The organism is Thermobispora bispora DSM 43833, from assembly GCF_000092645.1.
GTDB classification, from domain to species: Bacteria; Actinomycetota; Actinomycetes; order Streptosporangiales; family Streptosporangiaceae; genus Thermobispora; species Thermobispora bispora.
Window position 1 is genome coordinate 2,464,402 of record NC_014165.1, and the last position, 25,520, is coordinate 2,489,921.

A 25,520-nucleotide genomic window follows, 5' to 3' on the forward strand; every position below is an offset into this window, starting at 1 on the left:
GGCTCACACCCCCTCGAGTCGCTCGGACGCCTCGGCCACCGGGCCGCCCGCCGCGGCCGGCACCCCGGCCCCGGCGATGGGCACCGGGTCCGGGGAGAGCGCGACCTCGGCGCGCTCGCCGCCGCGAACGCCCTCCCCGGCGACCTTGGTCATCCGTACCGCGATCGCCGTGCTGATCGGCTGCCTGGCGATCGGATCCCAGGCGGGTGCGGTGAGGCTCGCCACGGCCGGGGCGTGCGCGCTCCCGGCGAGCAGCACCACCACGCCGGGGCGCGTCCCGGTCGGGCGCGCCCGCGCGCGGAGCCCGCCGCGCCGGGACTCGATCCAGACCGGGTCGCCCTCCCCCAGCCCGAGGGCCTCCGCGTCCCGGGGGTGCACCTCCGCCCATGGCTCGCCGGGCGTCGCCGGCACGCCGGGACCGCAGACCGTGGTGAGCAGCAGCGGATGGTCGTCCCCGGTCACCTCGGGCGAGGTCTCGTAGTGCGCGGCGTGCAGGAAGGCGCGCCCGTCCGGGTCGATCTCCCGGTACCGCTCCGGGCCGTGCTCGGCGCCGGTGACGAGGTCGAACCCGTACGTCTGGCAGTGGTCGCGGCCGGTCGGGAAACGGCCCCCGGCGTACAGCCGCTCCGTGCCGTGCGGCTCGCCCGGCGTGCACGGGCTCGGGACCGCGCCGCGGCGCAGCCGCTCGTAGCTGAGGCCCGAGTAGTCGCACGGCCGGCCCTTGGAGCACGCCTTCCACGCCTCGAAGGCGGACTCCGGGTCGGACCAGCCGATCAGCGGCGCCCCGTCCCGGGTGCGGAAGCCCATCCGCCGCGCGTAGTCCAGGAAGATGTCGAGGTCGGGACGGGCCTCGCCGGGCGGGTCAACGGCCTTGCCGCAGAGGTGCACCGTCCGGTCGGCACCGGTCACCACCCCGAGCTTCTCCCCCCACCCGGCCGCGGGGAGGACCACGTCGGCGTGGCGGGCGGTCTCGGTGAGGCACAGGTCCTGCACGACCACGAACACGTCGTCCCGGTCGAGGATCTCCCCGAGACCGGGGTGCCACCGGGCCGGGTCCGAGGCCGTGATCCACAGCAGGCCGATCGAGCCCTCCTCCGCGTACCGGAAGAGACGCAGGGTGTGGGTGGGCGGCCCGAGACACGGGATGACCGCAGGGTCCACCCCCCACAGGTCGGCGAGCTCACGGACGTGGCGGGGGTTCGCCCAGTTGCGCAGGCCCGGCAGCCCGCCGGTGGCCCCGGTCTCCAGCGCGTTGCGGGCGGAGAACCCCCCGCCGAGGTGGAGCACCCCCGCCCCGGGGCGGCCGATCATGCCGCGGAGCAGGTGGAGGTTGTGCACCTGGCAGGCGGCGATCGTGGCCTGGTTCGACCGGTGGAAGCCCGGGCCCACCGCGGACAGCAGCCGCTCGGCCCGGCCGATGATCTCCACGGCGCGTTCGATGAGCTCCTCGGGCACGCCGCAGATCTCGGCCACCCGCTTGCCCGGGTACGCGTCCACCACCCGGCGCAGCTCGTCCAGCCCCACGGTGTGCCGCTCGACGTAGGCCGGGTCGTACCGGTGGCGGGCGAGCAGCTCGTGAAGGAGGCCGTTCATCAGGGCGACGTTCGTGCCCGGGCGGATGGCGAGGCGGACGTCGGCCTCGAGCGCGGCCTGGGTCTCCTGCGGGTCGACGACGATCAAGGCGGGCGGGTCGGGCCCGAGCCGCCGGTCGAGGATCCGCTCCCAGAGCACCGGGTGGGTCCCGGCCGGGTCCAGGCCCCAGAGCGCGATCGCGTCGCAGTGGTCCACGTCGGCGTACGAGCCGGGCGGCGCGTCCACGCCGAAACTCGCCGCGAGCGCGGCCGAGGCCGAGGCGGTCAGCCGGGTGTCGCCGTCCATGTGGGGCGTGCCGATCCCGGCCTTCGCGATCACGGCGAGGGTGTAGTACTCCTCCAGGAACAGCCGGGAGCCGGTGTGAAAGCCGAACCGGCCCCAGCCGCCCGGGCGGCTCAGCAGCTCCCTCGACCGGTCGACGATCCGGGCCATGGCGGCGTCCCAGGTCGTCTCGACCAGCTCCCCGCCCTCCCGGACGAGCGGGCGGGTCAGCCGTCCGGTGTGGCGTCCCGGCTGCGGCCTGCCGTGCCGTTCCCGCGGGTCGAGCCTGCCGTGGTTGACCCGGTCGGCGGCCCGGCCGCGCACCCCCACCACGCGGTTCCCGCACACCGCGATGTCGAGACCGTCGCCCCCCGAGCCCAGCGCCGAGACGGCCGGCACCCAGGCGTCGACGTCGTCCTCGCCGAACCCGTCCTCCAGGTAGGTGTCCACCCGAACCGGCCAGGGGCTTCCTCTGCCGATCTCGGTGGGGAGCACATCGCGCATGCACCCGGGCAGGGCGGCCGCCAGCCGTTCCACCGCGCCCGGGGATCCGTACGGCGTGCGCGCTCCCCAGTCGGCGGTCCGGTCCAGCACCTGACACCTCCGCGGTGACGACGCTTGAACGACGTTCGCCGTACCCCGCAGCCTGTACGGTTTATCCCTGATTCGACCTAATTGAACGGTTTCTTAGCTAATACTTCCCCGGCCATGTGCCCCGGCCTCGGGCACCTCGCACCCGGTCGCGATCCCGGCCGGGAGCAGCCCCGGCCGGGCGCGGCCCCGCATCGCCCGGGCGCCGCACCGTGCCGCCGATGCGCACCGTCAGCGACAGCCACGGCCCCGCATCGCCCGGGCGCCGCCGCCCGCGTCGTGCGCCGCCGCGGCCGGAGCTCACCACGAGCCGGTGAGGTAGCGCTCGGCGAGCTCGCAGCTCCCCTCGGTGTATCCGGCGCCGAGCTCGCGGGCGATGTCCGCGGCGGAGTGGGTGCCGATCCAGGCGACCAGCAGCAGCCGCCGGAACAGGATGAACGTCCAGACCTCGTCCTCGTCCTCCTTGGGCAGGTCGAGCACCGAGCGGTACCCGCGGAGCCAGGAGTCGACCATGAGGGGCACGTCGGGGTGGTGCTCGATGAAGCTCAGGGCGGCGCCGAGGTCGTAGAGGTACCAGCCGAACCCGCAGTCGTCGAAGTCGATCACGCTGATGCCGGTGGCGTCGTCCACCAGGAGGTTCGCCAGCCGGAGATCGGCGTGGATCAGGCCGTAGCGGTCCGGGCCCGTGCCGTACCGCGCCAGCCGGCGGCGCAGCTCGGCCTCGAGCCGGGCGAGGACGGCGCGCGCCTCGCGGTCCACGCCCACGCCGTCCTGCCACCTGCCCCACCGGGCCTCGGGGCCGAACGCGGCGTCGAGATCCCAGTGGAACCGGGTGAACGACGGCGGCCTCGCCCACTCGCGCGCGTGCCGGTGCATGCGCGCGGTGATCGCGCCGAGCTGCTCGAACCGCTCCACCAGCCGGTCCTCCCGCGGCTCGGTCCCCGGGAGGAACTCGAACATGACGCAGTGGCGCGGCTGCGCGCCCGGATCCGCTACGGTGATCACCCGCGAGCCGTCGCGGGCGGGGATGACCTCCGGGGTCCGGATCCCCGCCTCGGCGCGGAGCGCGTCGAGCCAGGCGAGCTCCGAGGCGATCGCCTCCCGCGAGTGGTAGCCGAGCCGGTGGACCCGCAGGACCGAGCGGCGGCCGGAGTCCTCGACGAGGAAGACCGCGTTCTCCGAGACGCTGAGCAGCGACAGATCGGCCTCCGGGGAGAGGCCGTAGCGCGGCAGGGCCCGCCGGGCGACCCCTGCGACGCGGGCGAGCACGCCGCCTCCCGCGGAGAGGTCGTGCAGCCGCCCCTGCCACGGGCCGGCCGTACCCGGGGCGGCCCATCCGTCCCGGCCGCGCTGATCACGGGCGTGCCCCGGTCCGCGGGCCGGGCCCTCCCCGGCGGAACCGTGCGGCGAGCCCTGCCGATCTAGATCACCCATCGGCAACAAGAATCGCATCGGTTCATCCGATCCACCAATTTCGCCCTAGAATCCGCGAATGTGAGCGAAGGTCCCGAAGACCCTCCGAAGCTGCCTGTCCGGGAACGGCCCACCCGGTACAAGGGAGGCCGGCACCGGCGGCCACTGCCGGCGATCCTGCCCCCGGACGCCCCGGCACTGGTGATCGCGGTGCCCGGCAAGACCGGGGACGGCGGTGAGGGCACGGATCACCGCGTGGCCGAGGAGATCGCCTCGATCATCCGGATCGACAACCCCCAGCTCGACCTTCGTCTCGTCTCCCTCGCCGACGGCGGTGCCGAGCTGGTCAAGCAGTTCGCCGCCATCGCCGCCGAGCGGGCACTCGCCGACGGCAAGCCGGCCGCGGTCGTCGTCCCCCTGGTGACCGCGCCGCACCCCCGGCTGATGCGCGCGATCCGGGACGCCGTCGGCCAGAGCGAGATCCCCGTCAAGATCACCGAGCCGCTGGGTCCGCATCCCCTGCTCGCCGAGGCCCTGCACGTCCGGCTCTCCGAGGCCGGGCTGGCCCGGGCCGACCGGATGCGGCTGTTCAACGTCTCCTCACCGGTCGACGGGATCATCGTCGCCACGGCGGGAGGGGACGAGGCGGCCCGGGGCGCCGACGCGACCGCGGTGCTCCTCGCCGCCCGGCTGACCCTGCCGGTGGTGCCCGCCGCGATCGACGGGGTGCCGACGATCCAGGACGCGGCCGATCGGCTCCGCAAGATCGGCGCCAACCGGCTCGCCGTCGCCCCGTTCATCGTCGGCCCGGAGGCGGACCTGGAGCGCGTCGCCTCGGCCGCCGAGGCGATCGGAGCCGGGTGCGCGGCCCCGCTCGGCGCCCACGAGTCCGTCGCCCGCATGATCTGCGTCCGGTACGGCGCCACGCTCGACGATCTCGCCGAGTACGACGACCTGAGCGAGTGACGGCCCGCGCGCACCGGGGCCGATGACCGGATCCCGGTGCTCAGCCCCGCTGAGCCGGCCGACGGCCCGCGCGCGCCGATGAGCGACCGGGCGATGGGTGGCGACCGCCGCCGTGCGGCGGCACCGGCACCGCATGCCGTACCACGCCGCGGTGCCGGTCCGAGGCCGGATCGGCTCAGATGAGGCCGAGCGCGATCATCGCGTCGGCGACCCGGATGAAGCCGTCGATGTTGGCGCCGGCAACGTAGTCACCCGGCATGCCGTACTCCTCGGCGGTCTGCAGGCAGCGGTCGTGGATGTCCTGCATGATCTCCCGCAGCCTGCGCTCGGAGTACTCGAACGTCCACCGGTCGCGGCTCGCGTTCTGCTGCATCTCCAGGGCGCTGGTGGCCACGCCGCCCGCGTTCGCGGCCTTGCCCGGGCCGAAGGACACGCCGGCCCGCTGGAACACCCGGATGCCCTCCGGGGTGGTCGGCATGTTGGCGCCCTCGCCCACGGCGATGCAGCCGTTGCGCACCATCCGCTCGGCGTCCTTGCCGGTGATCTCGTTCTGCGTGGCCGACGGCATCGCCACCTCGCACGGCACCTCCCAGACCGTACGGCCCGGCACGAAGGTGGCCGCACCGCCCCGGCGCTCCGCGTACTCGTTCAGGCGGCGCCGCTCGACCAGCTTGACCTGCTTGAGCAGCTCGACGTCGATGCCCTTCTCGTCCACCACGTAACCGGTGGAGTCCGAGCACGCCACGACCACGGCGCCGAGCTGCTGGGCCTTCTCGATCGCGTAGATCGCGACGTTCCCGGCGCCGGAGACCACCACGCGCTTGCCCTCGAAGGTGGTCCCGCGCGCCTTCAGCATCTCCTCCACGAAGAAGGCGCAGCCGTACCCGGTGGCCTCGGTACGGACCTGCGCACCGCCGTAGCTGAGCCCCTTGCCGGTGATCACACCGGACTCGTAGCGGTTGGTGATCCGCTTGTACTGGCCGAACAGGTAGCCGATCTCGCGCTGCCCGACGCCGATGTCCCCGGCCGGCACGTCGGTGTACTCGCCCAGGTGGCGGTAGAGCTCGGTCATGAAGCTCTGGCAGAACCGCATGATCTCCCGGTCCGACTTGCCCTTCGGGTCGAAGTCGGAGCCGCCCTTACCGCCGCCGATCGGCATGCCGGTGAGGCTGTTCTTGAAGATCTGCTCGAAGCTGAGGAACTTGATGATGCCGAGGTAGACCGAGGGATGGAAGCGGAGCCCGCCCTTGTACGGCCCGAGGGCGCTGTTGAACTCGACCCGGAAGCCTCGGTTGATGTGGATTTCGCCGTTATCGTCCTCCCACGGGACGCGGAAGATGATCTGGCGCTCCGGCTCACAGATCCGCTCGATGATCTTCTGGTCGGCGTATTCCGGGTGCTTGGCGAGCACGGGTCCGATGCTCTCCAGCACCTCCCGTACCGCCTGGTGGAATTCAACCTCGCCCGGGTTCCGGCGCAGGACGTTGTTGTAGACCGCTTCCAGCCTCTCGTGCAGCATCGACCTTCCCGATTTCTGCAGGTAAGGGGAACTCCGCTCACTTTATGACTGGCCTCTGGGCAGGCGTCACCCTGCCCCGGCCGTTTCTCGGGTGACGCCGGTGGCACCCGTGAGCGGTCCGGTGACCGTATTTCCGCTATTTCGCTCGCCGGTCACGCAGATACCGGACATTTCCGGCGAATCACCTGCGCGCCGACGTCAACACCCGGGCCATCGCCGTTGATGGAGCCGGGCTGCCTGCCACAAGGTCAGGACAACCGTGATGACGTGGACATTCTCCACATTAGGCGGTATTCATCGCGCAGGCGAATGGGACACCCCCGTCACCCCGGCAACCCCGCCGGTCGCCCCCATCCCCGGAAGCACGCAATGCACCTAGGGAGATCCCATCCGGGGTTTCGGGCGACCTGGGCTTCGGAGCGCATCCGGAAACTCGCCGCGCCTCAGGTGAAAATTACACGCTCCGGCGGCGCACCCGCGCCTATGGCTGCGGCGTGCCCTCATCCCGGCCGGGGGATCTCCCCCATGCGCCCGGGTGTTCACCATGTACGGCGAGGCGCGCCGCCGGTACAGGCCGTCACCCACCGGAACGGGGAGCACGCCCGCGACCGCGCGCGGCACCCGCCCACGGCCGGGCCGTCCCCGGGAGGCGGAGTGCGCGCGCGGGACGGCGTGCACCGTGCGGAGCGGGCCGGAGATGGCCGGGTACGCGCGCCGGCGGAGCACGCCTCGCCGCCACCGGCCGTACCGGTGTGGCGGTCGCCGGATGCGGTGTGCGGTGGGGGCCTCCACCCGCGGACCCCCGGCGCCCGGCGCGATTGGCGCCGGGCCTCGAGCACGTGACCGCGCCGCCGGCCCGGCGAACCGGGGAATCGTCACCCTGACCACCTAGGCTGAACCCATGGGACGGGTGAACGAGGACGTGGCGGCGGCGCTCCAGGAGTACGCGGACCTGTTCGCGCTCACCGGTGGCGACCCATTCCGGGTGCGCAGCTACCAGAAGGCCGCCAAGTCCATCGCCGGGTACCCCGAGGACCTGCGGCACACCGACATCCGGAAGATCCCCCACGTGGGGGAGGCGATCGGCAAGAAGGTCGAGGAGTTCCTGCGACGGGGGAGCTTCCGCCAGCTCGACGAGCTGCGCGCCCGCATCCCCGCGGGGGTGCGCGCGCTGACGCGGATCCCCTCGCTCGGGCCGAAGCGCGCCCTCCTCCTCTATAACGAGCTGGGGATCGACTCCCCGGCCGCGCTCGCGGAGGCGATCAAGGCAGGGCGGCTCGCCGGGGTGCGCGGATTCGGCCCCAAGGCCGAGGAGAACCTGCTCCGGGGCATCGAGCAGCTCGAGCTCGCGGGCAAGCGGTTCCACCTCGGCATCGCCATCGACCTGGCGGAACGCATCATGGCCGCCCTGCCCGCGGAGCGGATCGCGTACGCCGGGTCGGTCCGCCGGATGAAGGAGACCGTGGGCGACATCGACATCCTCGCGGTCGGCCCGCCCACGCTGATGGACGCCCTCGCCCGCCTGCCGTACGTGACCGAGGTGATCGCGCGCGGCGACCGGAAGACCTCGGTGCGGACCGACCGCGGGGTGCAGGTGGACCTGCGCCTGGTGCCCGCCGAGTCCTGGGGCGCCGCCCTGGTCTACTTCACCGGCAGCAAGGAGCACAACGTCCACATCAGGGAGCTCGCGGTCAAGAAGGGCTGGAAGCTCTCCGAGTACGGGCTGTTCGACGCCGACGACCGGGTGATCGCCGCGGCGACCGAGGAGGACGTGTACCGCGCCCTCGGCATGGAGTGGGTGCCACCGCCGCTGCGCGAGGACCGCGGCGAGGTCGAGGCCGCGCTGCGGGGCGAGCTGCCCCGGCTGGTCGAGCTCTCCGACATCAAGGGCGACCTGCACACGCACACCGACCTGACCGACGGCGTGGCCCCGCTGGAGGAGATGGTCGCCGCGGCCGCGCGGCGCGGCTACGCCTACTACGCGGTCACCGACCACGCGCCGAACCTGGTCATGCAGCGGATGACCCTGGAGAAGGCGCTGGACCAGCGCGCCAGGCTCGCCGAGCTGCAGGCCCGCCATCCGGGGATGCGGCTGCTCCACGGCACCGAGCTCAACATCGGGCCGGACGGCTCGGTGGACTGGCCGGCCGAGGTGCTCGCCGGGTTCGACATCCGGGTCGCCTCGGTGCACTCGCACTTCACCCAGCCGCGCGACGAGATGACCCGGCGCCTCATCGCGGTCTGCGAGAACCCGCACGTCGACATCGTCGGCCACCCCACCGCGAGGCGGCTCGGGTCGCGGGCGCCGGTGGACGCCGACTGGGAGGCGGTCTTCCGCGCCGCCGCCCGCACCCACACGATCATGGAGATCGATTCCTACCCGGACCGGGCCGACCTCGACTCCGATCTGGTACGGCTCGCACGCCACCACGGGGTGAAGTTCTCCATCGACAGCGACGCGCACGCCATCCCGCACCTGGACCACCTGCGGTTCGGGGTCGGCATCGCCCAGCGGGCCTGGCTCACCCCCGACGACGTGGTGAACACCTGGCCGCTCGACCGGCTGCTCGCCTACCTGGGCCGCTCGTGAGCCGGCCCCGGCGGCCGTGCCGGTGTACCGGCCAGGGCTCCGGCCGGGTGGGGCGCAGCAGGGGTCGTGCCACCGAGCCGAGACGCCCGATCGGCACGCCCGTGAGCGTCTCGCCCGGCGCGCCCCGTGGGCACGTGGCCCCGGCGCGCCCGAGCGCCGGGGGCATCTTTGGGCCGGCCGGCCGAGCCCGGCCCGGCACGGCAAGGCCACCCGGCGAGCAGGGCTATCCCTGCCACCGGTGGTGGCCGCGCGGCGCGGACGGGCGGTGATCCTTTGGGCACGTCTTACACCGACTTGAGCCGTCCGTTCGGCACCATCGCCGAAGATCCCGTTATGGTCGTGGCCCAAGCGGGGGTCGCGCCGGGAGCGGCCCGGGTGAACCGGGTCGCGTACGGCGAGGTTCCCGGACGGGGGCCGGGCCCACGGCCGCCGTGGGGAGCGAGCAGGGAGGATCGGGCATGCGCCAGCTCACGCCACTCGACGCGCAGTTCCTCAGCCTGGAGTCGGCCACGACCACGGCCCACGTCGGGACGGTATCGATCTTCGACGCCTCGTCCGCGCCGCCGGGCGCGGTGACGCGGAAGAGCCTGGTCGCCCTGCTGCGGGAACGCCTGCCGCTCGCGCCGCCGCTGCGCATGCGCCTCGCCGACGTCCCCCTCTGGCTCGACCGGCCGTACTGGGTGGACGCCGAGGACTTCGATCCCGCCGACCACGTGCACGAGGCCGAGCTGCCGGCGCCGGGGGACGACCACCAGCTCGCGGCCTACGTGGCCGGCGTCCACGCGCGGCGGCTCGACCGGAGCCGCCCGCTGTGGGAGGCCCACCTCATCCACGGCCTCTCCGGCGACCGGGTCGCCCTCTACACCAAGATCCACCATTGCGCGATCGACGGCGTCACCGGGTCGGAGATCCTCGCCGCGGTGCTCGACCCGTCCCCCGACCCCCGGCTGGTGGAGCCTCCGCCGCCGGTGGAGCCGGAGCGCGGGCCCGGGCTGGTGGGCATGCTCGCGGGCGCGGTGGCGAGGTCGGCGCTCCAGCCGGTGGAGACGCTCTGCTCGCTCGGCCGCACCCTCGGCGACCTGGACACGCTCCCGGTGCTCTCCACCCTGCCCGACGCCCGCCGGATCGCCCGGGCGGCGCGGGCGCTGGCCGGGGACACCCGTGCGGTCCCCGAGACGCCTCCCCTGGTGGTGCCGCGGACCCCGTTCAACGGCCGGATCACCGGCGCGCGGGCGGTCTCGTTCGGCTCGGTGCCGATGGGCGAGGTACGGCGGGTGGCCCGGGTGTTCGGGATGAGCCCCAACGACGTGGTGATGACGCTGTGCGCGTCGGTGCTGCGCCGGTGGCTGCTCGCCCACGGCGCGCTACCGGACCGGCCCCTGGTCGCCGCGGTCCCCGTGGCGCTCCGCACCGCCGGCGGCGACCTGGGCAACAGGATCTCGGCGATGGTGATGCCGCTCGCCACCGAGGTGGCCGACCCGGCGGAGCGGCTGGCCGCGGTCCGGTCGGCCATGGCGGCCGCGAAGCGGCGGTTCGTGCTCTCCAAGCGCAGCTGGCTGAACGACGTGTGCGCGATGTTCCCGGCCGCGTTCGCCAAGCTCGCCACGCCGATCGTCTTCCGGATGCTCGGCGTCGCCGGCACCGGGGTGAACGTGATCATCTCGCATGTGCCGGGGCCGCGCCGTCCGCTCTACCTCTGCGGGGCCCGGATGCTCGCCTGCCACCCGCTCTCCGTGGTGACCGACGCAACCGGCGGCCTCAGCATCACCTGCATCTCCTACGACGGCCGGCTGGACTTCGGCTTCGTCGTCTGCCCCGATCTGGTCCCCGACGTGTGGAGCCTCACCGGGCACCTCGGCGACGCGCTGGACGAGCTGCTCCGCCTGGCGGGAGAGACGGATCGGCCCGAGGGGACGGCCCCGGAGGAGGACAAGGTTCCGGCCTGACGCGGACCCGGACCGGCCGGGCGTGGGCGGCTAACCCAGGGCGTGGGCGATCAGCTCGGCCACGGCGTCGGGATCGATGTGGTGGCCGGTGAGCTGGCAGAGGTTCTCCTGGTAGAGGAGTACGGCGGCGAAGGTGGCCGCCGCGGCCTCGAGCCGTGCCGCGTCGCCGCGGCTGCCGGGGAGGGCGAGCTCGAGGGCGAACTTCGCGCGCCGGATGATCTCCGCGTTGAGCGAGCCGAGCCGCTCCCGTACGGAGCGGTGGGTGTCGGCCTCCCGGAACAGGATGCGCCGCATCGCCGGGGAGGCGCGGAGCGGCAGGCGGCGGGCGAGCCGGGAGAGCGTCCCGGCGGGGTCGCCCGGAACGGCCTCGACCTCGTCCTCGGTCACCGCCGTCCGTTCCTGGACGAGCGAGATGAGCACGTCGATCTTGCGCGGGAAGTAGTGGAAGACCAGCCCTTTGGGCACGCCGGCGACCTCGGCGATCCGCGCGGTGGGGGTCGCCTCGTAGCCGTCACCGGCGAAGAGCTGCTCGGCCGCGTCAAGGATCCGGGTCCGGGCGTCGGCTTCCGCCGCTTTCCTCTTTCTTTCGGCCCGGGAACGCGACCACGCCCGCGCGGTCTCGAGAGGGTTTTCCACAGGCCAGACGATAACCAGAGTGGGGGTTCCAACGCCATGCCCAGGGCAGGGCTATGGCCCGGCCGGGGCGGCAGCCCCGGCCGGGCCCGACGGCGCCGGGGAAAAGGGGGGACAGAATCGGCAGGAGGCGCCGACGATCAGTGGGTGGACGCCTTCTCCGCGCCGAGCCCGGTGAGCGCCCGGACCTCGATCTCGGCGAACTTCTGGGCGTTGTACTCCTTGCTGAGCACGGTGCCGAGGTAGCCGCAGAGGAAGCCGATGGGGATCGAGAAGATGCCCGGGTTGGAGATCGGGACCACCGCGAAGTCGACGTTCGGGAACATCGCCGAGGGCGAGCCCGAGACCACCGGCGAGAAGACCACCAGGAGCACGGCGGAGATCAGGCCGCCGTAGATGGCGGAGACCGCGCCCGCGGTGTTGAACCTCTTCCAGAACAGGCTGTAGAGGATCGCCGGCAGGTTGCCCGAGGCGGCGACGGCGAACGCCAGGGCGACGAGGAAGGCCACGTTCAGCGACTGGGCGAAGATGCCGAGCACGATCGAGATGGCACCGACCACGAAGGCGGCGATCCGGGCGGCGTTCACCTCCTCCTTCTCGGTGATGTTCCCGCGCTTGAACACGTGGGCGTACAGGTCGTGCGCGAAGCTCGACGAGGAGGCGAGGGTGAGGCCGGCGACCACGGCGAGGATCGTGGCGAACGCGACCGCCGCGATGACCGCGAGCAGCACGGTGCCGCCCACGTCACCGAAGAAGTCCCGCCCGACCGCCTCGGCGAGCTGCGGCGCGGCCGTGTTGCCCGCCGCGTTCGCCTCGGCGATGGTCTGCGAGCCGACCAGGGCGGCGGCGCCGAAGCCGAGCACCAGGGTGAAGAGGTAGAACACGCCGATGATGCCGATGCCCCACATCACCGACTTACGGGCGTCCTGCGCGGTCGGGACCGTGTAGAAGCGGATCAGGATGTGGGGCAGGCCCGCGGTGCCGAGGACGAGCGCCAGGCCGAGGCTGATCAGGTCGATCTTGCCCCAGATGCCCTGATCGTCGGTGCCGTACTTGAGGCCCGGGTTGAGGAACGCGTCGCCCTTTCCGCTCTGCGCGGCCGCGTCACCGAGCAGCGCGGAGAGGTTGAAGCCGTACTTGGCGAGCACGAGCAGGGTGACGAGCCCGGCACCGGCCATCAGGAAGACCGCCTTGACGATCTGGACCCACGTGGTGCCCTTCATGCCGCCGAACACCACGTAGATGATCATCAGCAGGCCGACACCGACGATGGTCCACATCTTCCCCGCTTCGGAGGAGATGCCGAGCAGCAGGCCGACGAGGGCACCGGCACCGACCATCTGCGCGATCAGGTAGAAGATGCTCACCGTGATGGTGGACACGCCGGCGGCCGTGCGCACCGGGCGCGGGGACATCCGGAACGCCAGGACGTCGGCCATGGTGTACTTGCCGGAGTTGCGCATGAGCTCCGCGACGAGGAGCAGCGCCACCAGCCAGGCCACCAGGAAGCCGATCGAGTAGAGGAACCCGTCGTACCCGGAGAGCGCGATCATGCCGGCGATGCCGAGGAAGGACGCCGCCGACATGTAGTCGCCACCGATCGCGAGACCGTTCTGCAGGCCGCTGAACGAGCGGCCACCGGCGTAGAAGTCCGCGGCACTCTTGGTGTTCCGGCTCGCCCAGAACGTGATCGCCAGCGTGGCCGCCACGAACAGGACGAACAGGATGGTCGATAGGACCTGGTGGCTGCTCACTTGACCGCCCCCTCGAGCTCGGCCTTACGGCGGAGGTCCTCGGCAAGCGGGTCGAGCTTGCTCGAGGCGTGCCTGGAGTACGCCCAGGTGATCAGGAACGTCGATGCGAACTGCAGCAACCCGAAGATCAGGGCGACGTTGATGTTGCCGATCAGCTTCGTGCCCATGAAGTCACGGGCGAAGCCGGAGAGCACCACGTAGAGCAGGTACCAGGCAAGGAAGGCCACGGTCATGGGGAAGGCCCACGACCGGTACCTGCGGCGCAGCTCACCGAACTGCTGGCTGGCCTGTATCCGCTCGTAGACCGAGGAGTCGTGCTGAACGGTCATGCCCTCCTCCAAACGAGTGATCTGGATCACTTCACGCTAGGTTCGGAGGGCCGCTTGTTTCGAGACCTTTACGGTCACGTGTCGCCCAGCCGTCGCAGTACGTCGTTCACCTGGTGGGTGGCTGCGGTGAATGGTCGAATGCGTGCGCCGAACGGCACGGCGGCCATCCCGGCCGGAGCGCCGGCCGCCGCCGCCGGGCTCGACGACCCCCGGGAAGCGGCCGCGGTGAACGGCCGGATGCGTGCGCTCGACGGCACGCCGAGCACCCCATCCGGCCCCTCGCCCGCGCGGCCGACCGCAAGGGCCTCCGGATCAGGCGGTTGCGCTGGCCGGCCGGCATGCTCCCACCGGCACCACGCTCAACCGGTCCCGGTCCGGCTGCCCCCGAGGGGTCCCGGGGCAGGCGGCCGAGGTGGACTGCTGAATTCCTGCGCCGTACGGCACGGCGGTCATCCCGTCCGGGGGCGCCAGCTCCCGCGGTCGACGTCGAGGGTCTCCGGGGCGTGCAGCCGCACCATGGTCCGGGCCACCCCCGGCGGGATCCGCGAGGGGGTGAGCAGCGAGACCACGATCATCACGAGGAAGGACACGGGCACCGTCCACGCGGCCGGCTCGGCGAGCAGCACGCCGATCCAGCCGTCGTGCGGCCCGCCCACCATGGTCGCGAGCACGGCGGTGGCGGCGAGCCCGCCGCCGACCAGGAGCCCGGCCATCGCGCCGACCGTGGTGAGCCTCCGCCACCAGATGCCGAGCACGAGGAGCGGGCAGAACGAGGAGGCCGCCACGGCGAACGCCAGGCCCACCACGTTGGCGACCGGCAGCGACCGCACGGTGAGCGCCAGCGCGAACGGCACGATGAGCGCCAGCGCGGTCGCCATCCGGAAGGCGCGCACCCCGCCGGCCCCGAGGATGTCCTGCGCGATCACCCCGGCCACGGAGACCGTGAGCCCCGAGGAGGTGGAGAGGAACGCGGCGAACGCGCCCGCGCTCACCAGCGCGGTGAGCAGCTCGCCCAGGGTCCCGCCGATCAGCCTGCTCGGCAGGGAGATCACCACGGTGTCGGTCGCGGGCAGGCCGTACACCCGGCCGAGGAACCCGTAGCACGCGGGCATCAGGTAGAACATGCCGAGCAGGGCGAGGACGACGAGGGTGGTCCGGCGGGCCGCCCGGCCGTCGGGGTTGGTGTAGAACCGGACGAGCACGTGGGGCAGGCCCATCGTGCCGAGGAACGTGGCGAGGATGAGCGAGTACGTCTCGTAGACCGCGTACTCCGAGCGGTGCAAGGGCTGCAGCCACGGGTCGTCCGGCGGGACCGCCGGCATGCCGTCGGAGCGCCACGCCCCGAGCATGAGCACGAGCGGCACCCCGAGCGCGGTGAGCTTGAGCCAGTACTGGAACGCCTGGACGAAGGTGATCGACCGCATCCCGCCGGAGAGCACGTTCACCACGACCACGCAGGCCACGACGAACGCGCCCACCCAGGCCGGCGCCCCGGTCACCGTGCGCAGCACCAGCCCCGCGCTCTGGAGCTGCGGCATCAGGTAGAGCCACCCGATGAGCACCACCAGCACGCTGGAGACCCGCCGGACCGCCATCGACTCCAGGCGGGCCTCGGCGAAGTCGGGCAGCGTGTAGGCCCCCGACCGGCGCAGCGGGGCCGACACGAGCACGAGCAGCACCAGGTACCCGCCGGTCCAGCCGACCGGGAGCCAGAGCAGGTCCGTGCCGTACGTGAGGATGAGCCCGGCCACCCCGAGGAACGAGGCGGCCGAGAGGTACTCCCCGCCGATCGCCGAGGCGTTCCACAGCGGGGAGACCGTGCGCGAGGCGACGTAGAAGTCCGAGGTGGTGCGCGAGATACGGATGCCGAACGCGCCGATCAGGATGGTCGCCACGACCACCAGGACGACGGCGACGAAGCTGCTCATCCGCGTCTCACCCGCGATACCCGCGTTCCGCCCGGGCGGCTCAGCGCCGCTCCACCAGGTCGGCGAAGTCCCGCTCGTTCCGCTCGGCCTGCCGTACGTAGAACCAGCCGACCGCGACGAAGGCAGGGTAGATCAGCACGGCGAGCACCGCCCACGGGAGCGGGATGCCGAGCAGCCGCACCGAGGAGATCTGGGGCACGAGGAGGAAGAGCAGCGGCAGCCCGCCGACCACGAGGCCGAGCAGGCTGCACACGAACAACGCCAGGCGGAGCTGCGTCCTGATCAAGGAGCGCATGTAGATCTCGCCCAGCTTCGTCTGCTCGTCGATCTCGCGGGTGAGCGGGTAGCGCGGCCGGCGCGCCGCCGACGTCCGTGGGCTGGTGACGACCACCCGGCGCGGCTTGGCGTTCACGGCTCAGCTGTCCCGCTTCCCTTTCCGCGCCCGCCGGACCAGGAGGTCGCGCAGCTCGCGGGTGTGACGGCGGCTCACCGGGATCTCCGTGCCGCCCACCCGCACCGTGCACTTGCCGGAGTCGATGTGCATCTCGTCGATGTGCTTCACCGAGACCAGGTGACTGCGGTGCACCCGCATGAACCCGGCGGAGGCCCACCGCTGCTCGAGGGTGGCGAGGGGGATGCGGACGAGATGGCTGCCCGTCGCGGTGTGCAGGCGGGCGTAGTCACCCTGGGCCTCGACGTACCTCACCTCCGAGCTCGCCACGAACTTGGTGACCCCGCCCAGCTCGACCGGGATCGTGTCGACCTGGGGCTCGGGCTCGGCACGGCCTTCGCACACCCGCCGGACCGCCTCGGCGAGGCGCTCCGGCCGGACCGGCTTGAGCAGGTAGTCCTCGGCCTTCAGCTCGAAAGCGTCGACCGCGTGCTCCTCGTAGGCCGTCACGAACACCACCTTCGGCGGCCGGGAGAAGCGGGTGAGCAGCCGGCCGAGCACCACCCCGTCCAGACCGCGCATGCGGATGTCGAGGAAGACCGCGTCGACGGGTCTCTTCTCCGCGATCGCCCGGTCCAGGAGCTTCAACGCGGCCGCTCCGTCACGCGCGGTGAGCACGTCCCCGATTCGGGGGTCCGCCCGGAGCAGGTAGGCGAGATCCTCCAGGGCGGGCTGCTCGTCATCGACCGCGAGGACGCGCAGACCGGTCACCGAAACACCCCTTTCACCGGAAGAATCTTTTTGAGAGTGAAGAACGGGATGCCGGAAAGTCAACGGTTACGCCATCACGACCGGGTTACGGTGCAGAAATAGATCAATCATCCGATGATCGGTAGATCCGCTAAACGGATTTCCTCCGCTATCACCCGAAAAATCAGGATTTGCCCGGAGAGATGGCCTGGAACCCGGCCGTCACGCTCCGTGACGATCAGCTCGCCGAGACCCCCGGGTGGTACTTGGGCACCCGCACGGTGACCTTGGTGCCGGCGTCGGGCCCGGTCTCCACCACGAGGCCGTACTCGTCTCCATAGACCTGCCGGAGCCGTTCGTCCACGTTGGCGAGGCCGATCCCGCTCCCGCTCGAGTTCGAGGGGTGCTCGCCGGCGAGGATCCGGCGCAGCTGCTCGGGGTCCATGCCGACCCCGTCGTCCTCCACGGTGATCCGGCACTCGGACCCGGCGTCCTCGGCGATGATCGTGATCCGGCCGACCCCCGCCTTCGGCTCCAGGCCGTGCCGGAGCGCGTTCTCCACGAGCGGCTGCAGGCACAGGAACGGCACCGCGACCGGGAGCACCTCCGGGGCGATGCGCAGGGTCACCCGGAGCTGGTCGCCGAACCGCGCCCGCTCGATCGTGAGGTACCGGTCGATCGACCGGAGCTCCTCGGCGAGGGTGGTGAAGTCGCCGTGCCGCCGGAACGAGTACCGGGTGAAGTCGGCGAAGTCCAGCAGCAGCTCACGGGCCCGCTCCGGGTCGGTGCGGACGAAGGACGCGATCGTGGTGAGCGAGTTGTAGATGAAGTGCGGGGAGATCTGGGCCCGCAGGGCCCGCACCTCCGCCTCCATCAGCATGGTGCGGGATCGGTCCAGCTCGGCGAGCTCGAGCTGCGCGTCCACCCACCGGGCCACCTCCTCGGTGGCCCGCACCAGGGCGGCCGAGGCGTGGTCGCCGTATGCGGCGAGCGTGCCGACCACCCGGTCCTCGGTGGTGAGGGGGACCACCACGGCGGATCTGATCGGGCACTCCGGCTCGTGGCAGTTGAGGGTGAGCACCTGGGTGCGGCCGTCTTTCAGGGTCCCGGCCGCGTGCTCGAAGGCCTCGCTCGCGTGGTGCTCTCCGGCACCGTCGTAGACGAGGAGCTCCTCGCTGTCGGTGATCGCGATGGCCGGCGAGCCCAGCAGCTTGCGCAGGTGCCGGGAGGCCTTCTCCGCGCCCGCTTTGGTGAGCCCGCTCCGCAGCGCCGGAGCGGCCAGCGACGCGGTGTGCAGGGTCTCGAAGGTCGCCCGCTCGGCCGGGCTTCCGCCGAGATCACGGCGATGGCGGAAGATCCGCCAGAGAACGGCGGGCACCCCGACGAGGGTCGCGGCGATCAATGCGGCGACGAGGCATTCCACGTCGCGGAGCCTACCGGGACATCGCCTCCCGGATACGGGCGGCATACGCCGACATTTCCTCCTTGTCGGCATATTTCGTGCGCGGCCAGAAGAAGCCGCGCAGCCCGTCCTTGCGGTTGCGCGGCACGACGTGGACGTGGAGGTGCGGCACGCTCTGGCTGATCCGGTTGTTCATCGCCACGAACGTGCCGGCCGCGCCGGTGCCCAGCTCGACCGCGCGGGCGACCGACTGCACCCGGATGAAGAAGGGCCCCACCAGATCGGCGGGGAGATCGCCCAGGGTCTCGGCGTGGGCGCGCGGGACCACCAGGACGTGGCCCTTGAAGACCGGCCGCCGGTCGAGGAAGGCCACGGCCACCTCGTCGGCGAGCACCACATGCCCGGGCCGCTCCCCGGTGGCGATCTCACAGAACAGGCACTCCGGCCGGGCGGCCGCCCCGGCCTCCGCCGCCGTCAACGGCCGCGCCGGCGCCCCGTGGCCGGGCGCCTGCCGGCCCCCTGCGGTGCCGCGTGCAGCGTCCCCTGGAGCGCCGCCAGCGCCCCGGCCGCCGCCACCACGGCCCCGGCCCCGATGACCGCGAGCGCCGCGGGCCTCCCGCGCGCTTCCCGCGCGACCGCGGCCGCCGCCTCCCGGACCGGCCGGGCGGCGCCGGCGATCCGCTGCGCCGTACCGCTCCGGGCCTGCCGCAGGCCGCGCCGCACCCGCTCCTTGATGTCCGCCTTGGCGGCGAGCGCCTGGAGCGTCTCGCCGAGCTCTTCGCGGGTCTGCTCGATGTCCCGGCGCAGCTCGGCGACGGCCAGCCGCCGGGGCGGCGGGCCCACGACCGGATCCTCCCTGCTGATCGGCACGGGGGCGTTCCGCGACTCCGGCTCGGTGAGCTCGGTGTCGGGGCCCTCCCGGTGCACCCCGATGGGCGGGTGGACGTGCACGGGCTCGTACTCGGTCATCGCCGCGCCTTCTCCTTCATCAGCTCCACGTCGGTCCGCATGCCCCGGATCGCCTCCTCAGGGGTCGGCGGCACCGCGTGGGTCACCTGCACCTTCCCGAGCATGCCGAGCACGGCGGCCACCACCAGCAGCGCGCCGCCGATGATCAGGGCGCTCGCCCAGGCGGGCAGCACGAGCGCGAGCAGCATGATGAGGCCGGCCACGATCGCGGCCGCGCCGAGCAGGGCCACGAACCCGGCGCCGCCGAGCAGCCCGGCGCCGACCCCGGCCCGCTTGCCCTTCTCGGCGATCTCCAGCCGCGCCAGCCGCAGCTCGTCCCGGATCAGGCGGGAGACGTTCTCGGAGAGCCGCCGGACGAGCATGCCGGTGGACATCTCTTCCGTCTGGTTCGTCGTCATGAGAGCCGCCTCCTCTCGCCAGACCGCCTACCCCGAGCCCGGGCTCCTAACCCCGGCGCGGGCCGGCCGGCCGGGCAGGCCGCGGCCGGAAGGGTCCGGAGCTGAAATTTTCACCGCCCGGCGGCTCCGCTCCGCCGGGCGGATCGCCGTGCCGTACCGGCGCAATCGGGCGGGATCACCAGGCAGGAGCGGGGTGCGCGGCGGACGGCGCCCGCCGGAGCGGGACCGCGCTCGCGGATCATCGTTGACACGCCTCCCCCGCGCACCTTCAATCTCGGGGTGGGAGCGCTCCCAATCCCCCGAGCATCGGCTGTAGAAGCCGCCGGAAACCTTCTCCTCCGATGCCTCTCCCCTTTCCCGTCCCCAAAGTGCCTCTGGAGATCCAGCGGAAATGCGAATGAGAGCTCCTCGAGCACACGCGGTCCCGCGACCGCGGAAACGGCTCGCCCTGGCGGCAGCGGCGACCGTCGGCGCCGGGATGCTGAGCGCGATCCACTCCTTCCCCGCGTCCGCCGCCGTGGCCTGCGACGTCACCTACACCACCAACGACTGGTCCACCGGGTCCGGGCAAGGCGGCTTCACGGCCAACATCACCATCAAGAACCTCGGTGACCCGCTGAACGGCTGGACGCTCACCTTCACCTTCCCCGCCGGCCAGCAGATCACCCAGGGGTGGTCGGCCGAGTGGAGCCAGTCCGGCGCCAACGTCACCGCGCGGAACATGCCGTGGAACGGCAACCTCGCCACGGGCGCCACCGCGGACATCGGCTTCAACGGCACCTGGACCGGGAGCAACCCCAAGCCCAGCGACTTCGCGGTCAACGGGGTGCCCTGCACCGGCGCCACCCCGCCGTCGCCGTCGCCGTCGACGGAGCCGCCGCAGTCCCCGTCTCCGTCCCCGTCGGAGAGCCCCACCGTCTCGCCGAGCCCGATCCCGACCACCGACAACGAGTACGTCCAGGCCTTCCTCGACCTGTACGAGAAGATCCACGACCCGGACAACGGGTACTTCTCGCCGGAGGGCGTGCCGTACCACGCGGTGGAGACGCTGCTCGTCGAGGCGCCGGACCACGGGCACGAGACCACCTCGGAGGCGCTGAGCTACTACCTGTGGCTCGAGGCGGTCTACGGCAAGGTCACCGGCGACTGGTCGAAGTTCAACAAGGCCTGGGAGGTGCTGGAGAAGTACGGCATCCCCTCCAACCAGGACCAGCCGACGAACGGCTTTTACGACCCGAACAAGCCGGCCACGTACGCCGCCGAGCACGACGACCCCTCCCAGTACCCGAGCCAGCTCGACAGCGGGGTCAGCGTCGGCGCCGACCCGATCGCCAACGAGCTGCGGAGCACCTACGGCACCGCCGACATCTACGGCATGCACTGGCTGATCGACGTGGACAACGTCTACGGCTTCGGCCGGTGCGGCGACGGCACCACCAAGCCGAACTTCATCAACACCTTCCAGCGCGGGCCGGAGGAGTCGGTCTGGGAGACCGTCCCGCACCCGTCGTGTGAGACCTTCCAGCACGGCGGTCCCAACGGGTTCCTCGACCTGTTCACCAAGGACAGCCAGTACGCCCAGCAGTGGCGGTACACCAACGCGCCGGACGCCGACGCCCGCGCCGTCCAGGTCGCCTACTGGGCGCTGACCTGGGCGAAGGAGCAGGGCCGCGAGTCGCAGATCTCCGCATCCGTGGCCAAGGCCGCGAAGATGGGCGACTACCTGCGCTACGCGATGTACGACAAGTACTTCAAGCAGCAGGGGTGCACCAGCCCGTCCTGCCCGCCCGGCAGCGGTAAGAACAGCGCGGCCTACCTGCTCTCCTGGTACTACGCCTGGGGCGGCGCGCTCAACAGCTCGGCCGGCTGGGCCTGGCGGATCGGCTCCAGCCACAACCACTCGGGTTACCAGAACCCGATGGCCGCCTGGGCCCTGTCGAACGTCAACGAGCTCAAGCCGAAGAGCCCGACCGCGGCGACCGACTGGTCGACCAGCCTCCGCCGGCAGCTGCAGTTCTACAAGTGGCTGCAGTCGGCCGAAGGGGCGATCGCCGGTGGCGCGACCAACAGCTGGAAGGGCCGGTACGACAACCCGCCGTCGAACCTGCCGAAGTTCTACGGCATGGCCTACGACTGGCAGCCGGTCTACCACGACCCGCCGTCCAACCAGTGGTTCGGCTTCCAGGCCTGGACCATGGAGCGGGTCGCCGAGTACTACTACGTGACCGGCGACAGCGACGCCAAGTCGATCCTCGACAAGTGGGTGGCCTGGGCGCTGTCCGAGACCACGATCAACTCCGACGGCACCTTCCAGTTCCCGTCGACGCTGCGGTGGAGCGGCGCGCCGGACGCCGACTTCAACGGCCAGACCCAGATGCCGCCGGACAACCAGAACCTGCACGTCGAGGTCGTCGACTACACCAACGACCTCGGTGTCGCCGGCGCCTACGCCAAGACCCTGATGTTCTACGCGGCCAAGGCCAACCACAGCCAGGCCAAGGCCACGGCCAAGGCGATCCTCGACGGCATCCTCAAGAACCACCAGGACGCCAAGGGCGTCTCGGTCCCCGAGACCCGCGAGGACTACGAGCGCTTCGACGACCCGGTCTACGTCCCGTCCGGGTGGACCGGCCGGATGCCGAACGGCGACGTGATCAACAGTAACTCGACCTTCATCTCCATCCGGTCGTTCTACCGGAACGACCCGGACTGGCCCAAGGTCCAGGCCTACCTGAACGGCGGCTCCGCGCCGACCTTCAGGTACCACCGGTTCTGGGCCCAGGTCGACGTGGCCACCGCCCTGGCTCAGTACGGGGTCCTCTTCCCGCAGGGCTGAGCCGGGCGGCCTAGGCCCCACAGGCCTGGGGCGCGGTCCCGCCCGCCGCGCCCCGGACGACCTGGGTGTGGCGGCCTGCCCGACCCAGGCCGCCACACCCAGCCCCAGCCGGCCCCGCCTCCCGCCTCGTCCACCCGTCCCGCTCCCCGGCGACCGGGCGGGGGCGGGGGACCCGGTGCCCGCCTTCCCCGGAAGCGCCCGGGGAAGGCCGGGCATTCCCTTATGCACCCCTCCGAAAGTTTCGGGAGAGTTCCCGAAACATTTGATGACGAGGGAGGACCCATGTCCGTTCGATCACCTAGACGCCACGCCTGGAAGATCGGACTGGCGCTGCTGATCGGCGTGATCCCGGCGGTCGCCACCGCCACCACCGCCGACGCGGCCGCGCCGCTCCGCCAGCTCGCCGAGGCCAAGGGCATCTACTTCGGCACGGCGGTCGCGGCCAACCGGCTCGGCGAGAGCCAGTACGTCCAGGTCCTCGACCGCGAGTTCAACTCCGTCACCCCTGAGAACGAGATGAAGTGGGACGCCACCGAGCCGTCCCGCAACTCGTTCAACTTCGGCAGCGCGGACCAGATCGTCAACCACGCCCAGGCCAACGGGCAGATCATCCGCGGCCACACCCTCGTCTGGCACAGCCAGCTCCCGTCGTGGGTGAGCAACGGCAACTGGACCGCCAGTGAGCTCACCCAGGTCATGGAGAACCACATCTCCAACGTGGCCGGCCGCTACCGCGGCAAGCTCTACGCCTGGGACGTCGTCAACGAGGCCTTCAACGAGGACGGCACCCGCCGCCAGACCGTCTTCCAGCGGGTGCTCGGCGACGGCTACATCGCCACGGCGTTCCGGGCCGCCCGGGCCGCCGACCCCACGGCCAAGCTGTACTACAACGACTACAACATCGAGGGGATCAACGCGAAGAGCAACGCCGTCTACAACATGGTGCGCCAGTTCAAGCAGCAGGGCGTGCCCATCGACGGCGTGGGCTTCCAGGGCCACTTCATCCTCGGCCAGGTCCCCAATGACCTGCAGCAGAACCTGCAGCGCTTCGCCGACCTCGGCGTGGAGGTCGCGCTGACCGAGGTCGACATCCGGATTCCGCTGCCGGTCACCTCCGCCAAGCTCGCCCAGCAGCGGGCCGACTACGAGAAGGTGGTCCGGGCCTGCCTCGCCGTCTCCAAGTGCGTGGGCGTCACCGTCTGGGGCGTCACGGACAAGTACTCCTGGGTGCCGGACGTCTTCCCGGGCGAGGGCGCGGCGCTGCTGTTCGACGACAACTACAACCCCAAGCCCGCCTACGACGGCGTGGTCACCGCCCTCGGCGGTGACTCGAGCCCGAGCCCGACCCCGACTCTGACGCCCTCGCCGATCCCCGACTCTCCGCCCAGCCCGCCGCCGAGCAGCGGATGCACCGCCACCTACCGGCTCGTCAACGAATGGCCCGGCGGCTTCCAGGCCGAGGTGACGGTCAGCAACAACGGCACGTCACCGATCAACGGGTGGACCGTGTCCTGGTCGTTCCCGAGCGGCCAGACCATCACCCAGCTCTGGAACGGCGAGCACACCCAGTCGGGCGCCAACGTGACCGTGCGGAACGTCTACTACAACGGCAACGTCGCGCCCGGTGCCTCCACCTCGTTCGGGTTCCTCGGCAGCTTCTCCGGCAGCAACGGCGCCCCGTCGTCGGTGAGCTGCACGGCATCCTGAGCGACGCCTAGGTGACGCCGCGGTGCCGCCGCGACCACGGCGTCCGCACGGCGCGGGCCCGGCAGTGGGCGTTCCCTGGCGCCCGTGCCGGGCCGATCCCCATCCCGCGATTCCCCTGGCCGCCTTCGGAGTCCCCGGCCACCCTGGAACTCCGGAGGCGGCCCTTGCTCTCACCAGGCCTCGGGCGGAACGTTGACGTTCGCCACCGGGTCGTACAGCACCGTGTTGTCGGTCAGCCGTATCACCACGACCCGGCGGGCCAGCCCGATCCGCTCCAGCGCCCGCGCAGCCTCCATCGCGTTCTTCGCGAAGTGGTACCGGTCCCGGCTCTCCGGGAACGGGGCGATCCGCTCGCACAGGACCTCATAGCGGTCGGGCGGCCACGCATGGGTGAACCCGTCGCCGTAGTGGGTCTCGGCAACGGTCGCGGACATATCACACCTCTCTCAACGCGGGAGTCACTCCCGCAGCCTCACGTTGACTTCTTGCTCATCCGGTCGTGCATATGTTCCCATCCCAGAATCTTGATCACGTCGCCGCCCTCCCAGCGGGCGTTCAGCTGTCCACGAAATCCCGCGGCACCATCACCCGGACGCCGTTGGGGATCACCTTGATGCGCAGCGGCGTGCGCAGCGCCACCTCCCCGTCGACGTCCGCCGCCATCGGCGGATCGGTCTCGAGCAGGATCTCCGAGGCGACGAGGAACGGCCCGCCGGCGAGGCTGCGCCACCGGCCGGTGGCCGCCCGCACGAGCGTCTCGGCCACCAGGCGCAGCCGCTTGCCCGAGCCGAGCTGGTAGGCGACGAAGAGCCGGTCGTCGATGCCGGCGTCCCTGGCGATCCGCCAGCCCCCGTGGAAGGCCCCGTTGGCGATGTTGAGCTGGTGGGTGAGCACCTCGTGCCGCTCGCCGTCCACGGTGAGGTAGGCGCGGAAGGGCCGGTGCCCGGGGAGGATGGTGAGCGCGGTCAGCGGGTACGCGGCCCGGCCGAGCAGCCGCTTGAGCCAGGGCCGCACCGTGGCGGCGACCTCGACCGAGACCCCGAAGCTCACCAGGTTGGCGAACGCCCGGTCGCCGCAGAGGCCCAGGTCGATGTCGGCCACCTTGCCCTCGGCGAGCACGCGGACCGCGCCCTCGACCGAGAGCGGCACGCCGAGGCTGCGCGCGAAGTTGTTGGTGGTGCCGAGGGGTAAGACGCCGAGCGCGACGTCCGCCCCGGCGACGTGCTTGACGGAGCTGCTCAGCGTGCCGTCGCCCCCGCCGACGATCAGCAGGTCGGGGGCGGCGGAGAGCGCCCGGTCGAGGGTCTCGGCCAGCAGCGCGGGGTCGCGGACCGGGTGAACGCCGGTGAGCCGGAACCCGTGCGCCTGCAGGGCCTGCAGCACCTCGGGGAGCCGGCGGCCGCGGCGGGATCGGACGTTGACGACGAGCGCGGCTTTCCGGTGCTCGCGGATGGCCGCCGTGTGCTCCGCCTTGCTCCGCATGATCGTCATGCTAAGCGGCCGGGGCCAAGGAGCGCGTGAGACGAAGATCGGCCGGCCGGGCC

General features: G+C 71.9%; 20 protein-coding genes. 5 read left to right on the forward strand and 15 right to left on the reverse strand.

Annotation, left to right across the window (positions count from 1 at the left end):
* Window positions 1-3: 3 nt before the first annotated feature.
* Both TBIS_RS10560 and TBIS_RS10565 read right to left on the reverse strand, forming a co-directional pair.
* Window positions 4-2,448 carry a molybdopterin-dependent oxidoreductase gene (locus tag TBIS_RS10560; RefSeq protein ID WP_013132366.1) on the reverse strand — a complete coding sequence of 815 codons (2,445 nt, stop codon included), beginning with the start codon at window positions 2,446-2,448 and terminating at the stop codon, window positions 4-6.
* A 297-nt stretch (window positions 2,449-2,745) separates the two neighbouring features.
* Window positions 2,746-3,879, reverse strand: coding sequence for a phosphotransferase enzyme family protein (locus TBIS_RS10565; protein WP_083785257.1), 1,134 nt, complete (start codon window positions 3,877-3,879; stop codon window positions 2,746-2,748).
* Window positions 3,880-3,939: 60 nt separating this feature from the next.
* Between TBIS_RS10565 and TBIS_RS10570 the strand changes: the two genes are divergently transcribed.
* Complete coding sequence (locus tag TBIS_RS10570; RefSeq protein WP_013132368.1) at window positions 3,940-4,824, forward strand: sirohydrochlorin chelatase; 885 nt, start codon at window positions 3,940-3,942, stop codon at window positions 4,822-4,824.
* Between the two features lie 175 nt (window positions 4,825-4,999).
* Here the strand turns inward: TBIS_RS10570 and gdhA are convergent, their stop codons facing one another.
* A complete protein-coding gene (gene gdhA / locus TBIS_RS10575) occupies window positions 5,000-6,343 on the reverse strand; it encodes an NADP-specific glutamate dehydrogenase (RefSeq protein WP_013132369.1) in 1,344 nt (447 codons plus the stop codon).
* A 901-nt stretch (window positions 6,344-7,244) separates the two neighbouring features.
* Between gdhA and polX the strand changes: the two genes are divergently transcribed.
* Together polX and TBIS_RS10585 are read left to right on the forward strand one after the other, a co-directional pair.
* Window positions 7,245-8,933, forward strand: coding sequence for a DNA polymerase/3'-5' exonuclease PolX (gene polX / locus TBIS_RS10580; RefSeq protein ID WP_013132370.1), 1,689 nt, complete (start codon window positions 7,245-7,247; stop codon window positions 8,931-8,933).
* A gap of 458 nt (window positions 8,934-9,391) precedes the next feature.
* Complete coding sequence (locus tag TBIS_RS10585) at window positions 9,392-10,879, forward strand: WS/DGAT/MGAT family O-acyltransferase (protein ID WP_013132371.1); 1,488 nt, start codon at window positions 9,392-9,394, stop codon at window positions 10,877-10,879.
* 30 nt (window positions 10,880-10,909) lie between these two features.
* Here TBIS_RS10585 and TBIS_RS10590 read toward each other — a convergent pair whose 3' ends face one another.
* From TBIS_RS10590 to TBIS_RS10635, 10 genes are all read right to left on the reverse strand, one after another.
* Window positions 10,910-11,515 carry a TetR/AcrR family transcriptional regulator gene (locus tag TBIS_RS10590; protein WP_013132372.1) on the reverse strand — a complete coding sequence of 202 codons (606 nt, stop codon included), beginning with the start codon at window positions 11,513-11,515 and terminating at the stop codon, window positions 10,910-10,912.
* A 137-nt stretch (window positions 11,516-11,652) separates the two neighbouring features.
* The gene (locus tag TBIS_RS10595) at window positions 11,653-13,266 is read right to left on the reverse strand and encodes a solute symporter family protein (RefSeq protein WP_013132373.1); all 1,614 of its coding nucleotides are present in this window, start codon (window positions 13,264-13,266) and stop codon (window positions 11,653-11,655) included.
* Window positions 13,263-13,595, reverse strand: coding sequence for a DUF485 domain-containing protein (locus TBIS_RS10600; protein ID WP_013132374.1), 333 nt, complete (start codon window positions 13,593-13,595; stop codon window positions 13,263-13,265). Before TBIS_RS10600 ends, TBIS_RS10595 begins: the two co-directional genes overlap by 4 nt.
* 449 nt (window positions 13,596-14,044) lie before the next feature.
* Complete coding sequence (locus TBIS_RS10605) at window positions 14,045-15,523, reverse strand: sodium/solute symporter (RefSeq protein WP_013132375.1); 1,479 nt, start codon at window positions 15,521-15,523, stop codon at window positions 14,045-14,047.
* A gap of 40 nt (window positions 15,524-15,563) precedes the next feature.
* Window positions 15,564-15,935, reverse strand: coding sequence for a membrane protein (locus tag TBIS_RS10610; protein ID WP_013132376.1), 372 nt, complete (start codon window positions 15,933-15,935; stop codon window positions 15,564-15,566).
* Window positions 15,936-15,938: 3 nt separating this feature from the next.
* Window positions 15,939-16,685 carry a LytR/AlgR family response regulator transcription factor gene (locus TBIS_RS10615; RefSeq protein ID WP_013132377.1) on the reverse strand — a complete coding sequence of 249 codons (747 nt, stop codon included), beginning with the start codon at window positions 16,683-16,685 and terminating at the stop codon, window positions 15,939-15,941.
* 217 nt (window positions 16,686-16,902) lie between these two features.
* Window positions 16,903-18,087 carry a sensor histidine kinase gene (locus tag TBIS_RS10620; protein ID WP_013132378.1) on the reverse strand — a complete coding sequence of 395 codons (1,185 nt, stop codon included), beginning with the start codon at window positions 18,085-18,087 and terminating at the stop codon, window positions 16,903-16,905.
* Window positions 18,088-18,097: 10 nt separating this feature from the next.
* Window positions 18,098-18,544, reverse strand: coding sequence for an HIT family protein (locus TBIS_RS10625; RefSeq protein WP_013132379.1), 447 nt, complete (start codon window positions 18,542-18,544; stop codon window positions 18,098-18,100).
* On the reverse strand, window positions 18,541-19,035 hold the full coding sequence (locus tag TBIS_RS18180; protein ID WP_013132380.1) for a DUF3618 domain-containing protein: 495 nt from the start codon (window positions 19,033-19,035) through the stop codon (window positions 18,541-18,543). The genes TBIS_RS10625 and TBIS_RS18180 overlap by 4 nt, the downstream gene beginning before the upstream one ends.
* On the reverse strand, window positions 19,032-19,433 hold the full coding sequence (locus TBIS_RS10635; RefSeq protein ID WP_013132381.1) for a phage holin family protein: 402 nt from the start codon (window positions 19,431-19,433) through the stop codon (window positions 19,032-19,034). Before TBIS_RS10635 ends, TBIS_RS18180 begins: the two co-directional genes overlap by 4 nt.
* 478 nt (window positions 19,434-19,911) lie before the next feature.
* Between TBIS_RS10635 and TBIS_RS10640 the strand changes: the two genes are divergently transcribed.
* Window positions 19,912-22,269, forward strand: coding sequence for a glycoside hydrolase family 48 protein (locus TBIS_RS10640; RefSeq protein WP_013132382.1), 2,358 nt, complete (start codon window positions 19,912-19,914; stop codon window positions 22,267-22,269).
* A 282-nt stretch (window positions 22,270-22,551) separates the two neighbouring features.
* On the forward strand, window positions 22,552-23,976 hold the full coding sequence (locus tag TBIS_RS10645; protein ID WP_013132383.1) for a glycoside hydrolase family 10 protein: 1,425 nt from the start codon (window positions 22,552-22,554) through the stop codon (window positions 23,974-23,976).
* A gap of 170 nt (window positions 23,977-24,146) precedes the next feature.
* Here TBIS_RS10645 and TBIS_RS10650 read toward each other — a convergent pair whose 3' ends face one another.
* Together TBIS_RS10650 and TBIS_RS10655 are read right to left on the reverse strand one after the other, a co-directional pair.
* Window positions 24,147-24,410, reverse strand: coding sequence for a hypothetical protein (locus TBIS_RS10650; protein ID WP_013132384.1), 264 nt, complete (start codon window positions 24,408-24,410; stop codon window positions 24,147-24,149).
* Window positions 24,411-24,531: 121 nt separating this feature from the next.
* The gene (locus TBIS_RS10655; RefSeq protein ID WP_013132385.1) at window positions 24,532-25,467 is read right to left on the reverse strand and encodes a diacylglycerol/lipid kinase family protein; all 936 of its coding nucleotides are present in this window, start codon (window positions 25,465-25,467) and stop codon (window positions 24,532-24,534) included.
* Window positions 25,468-25,520 lie beyond the last annotated feature (53 nt).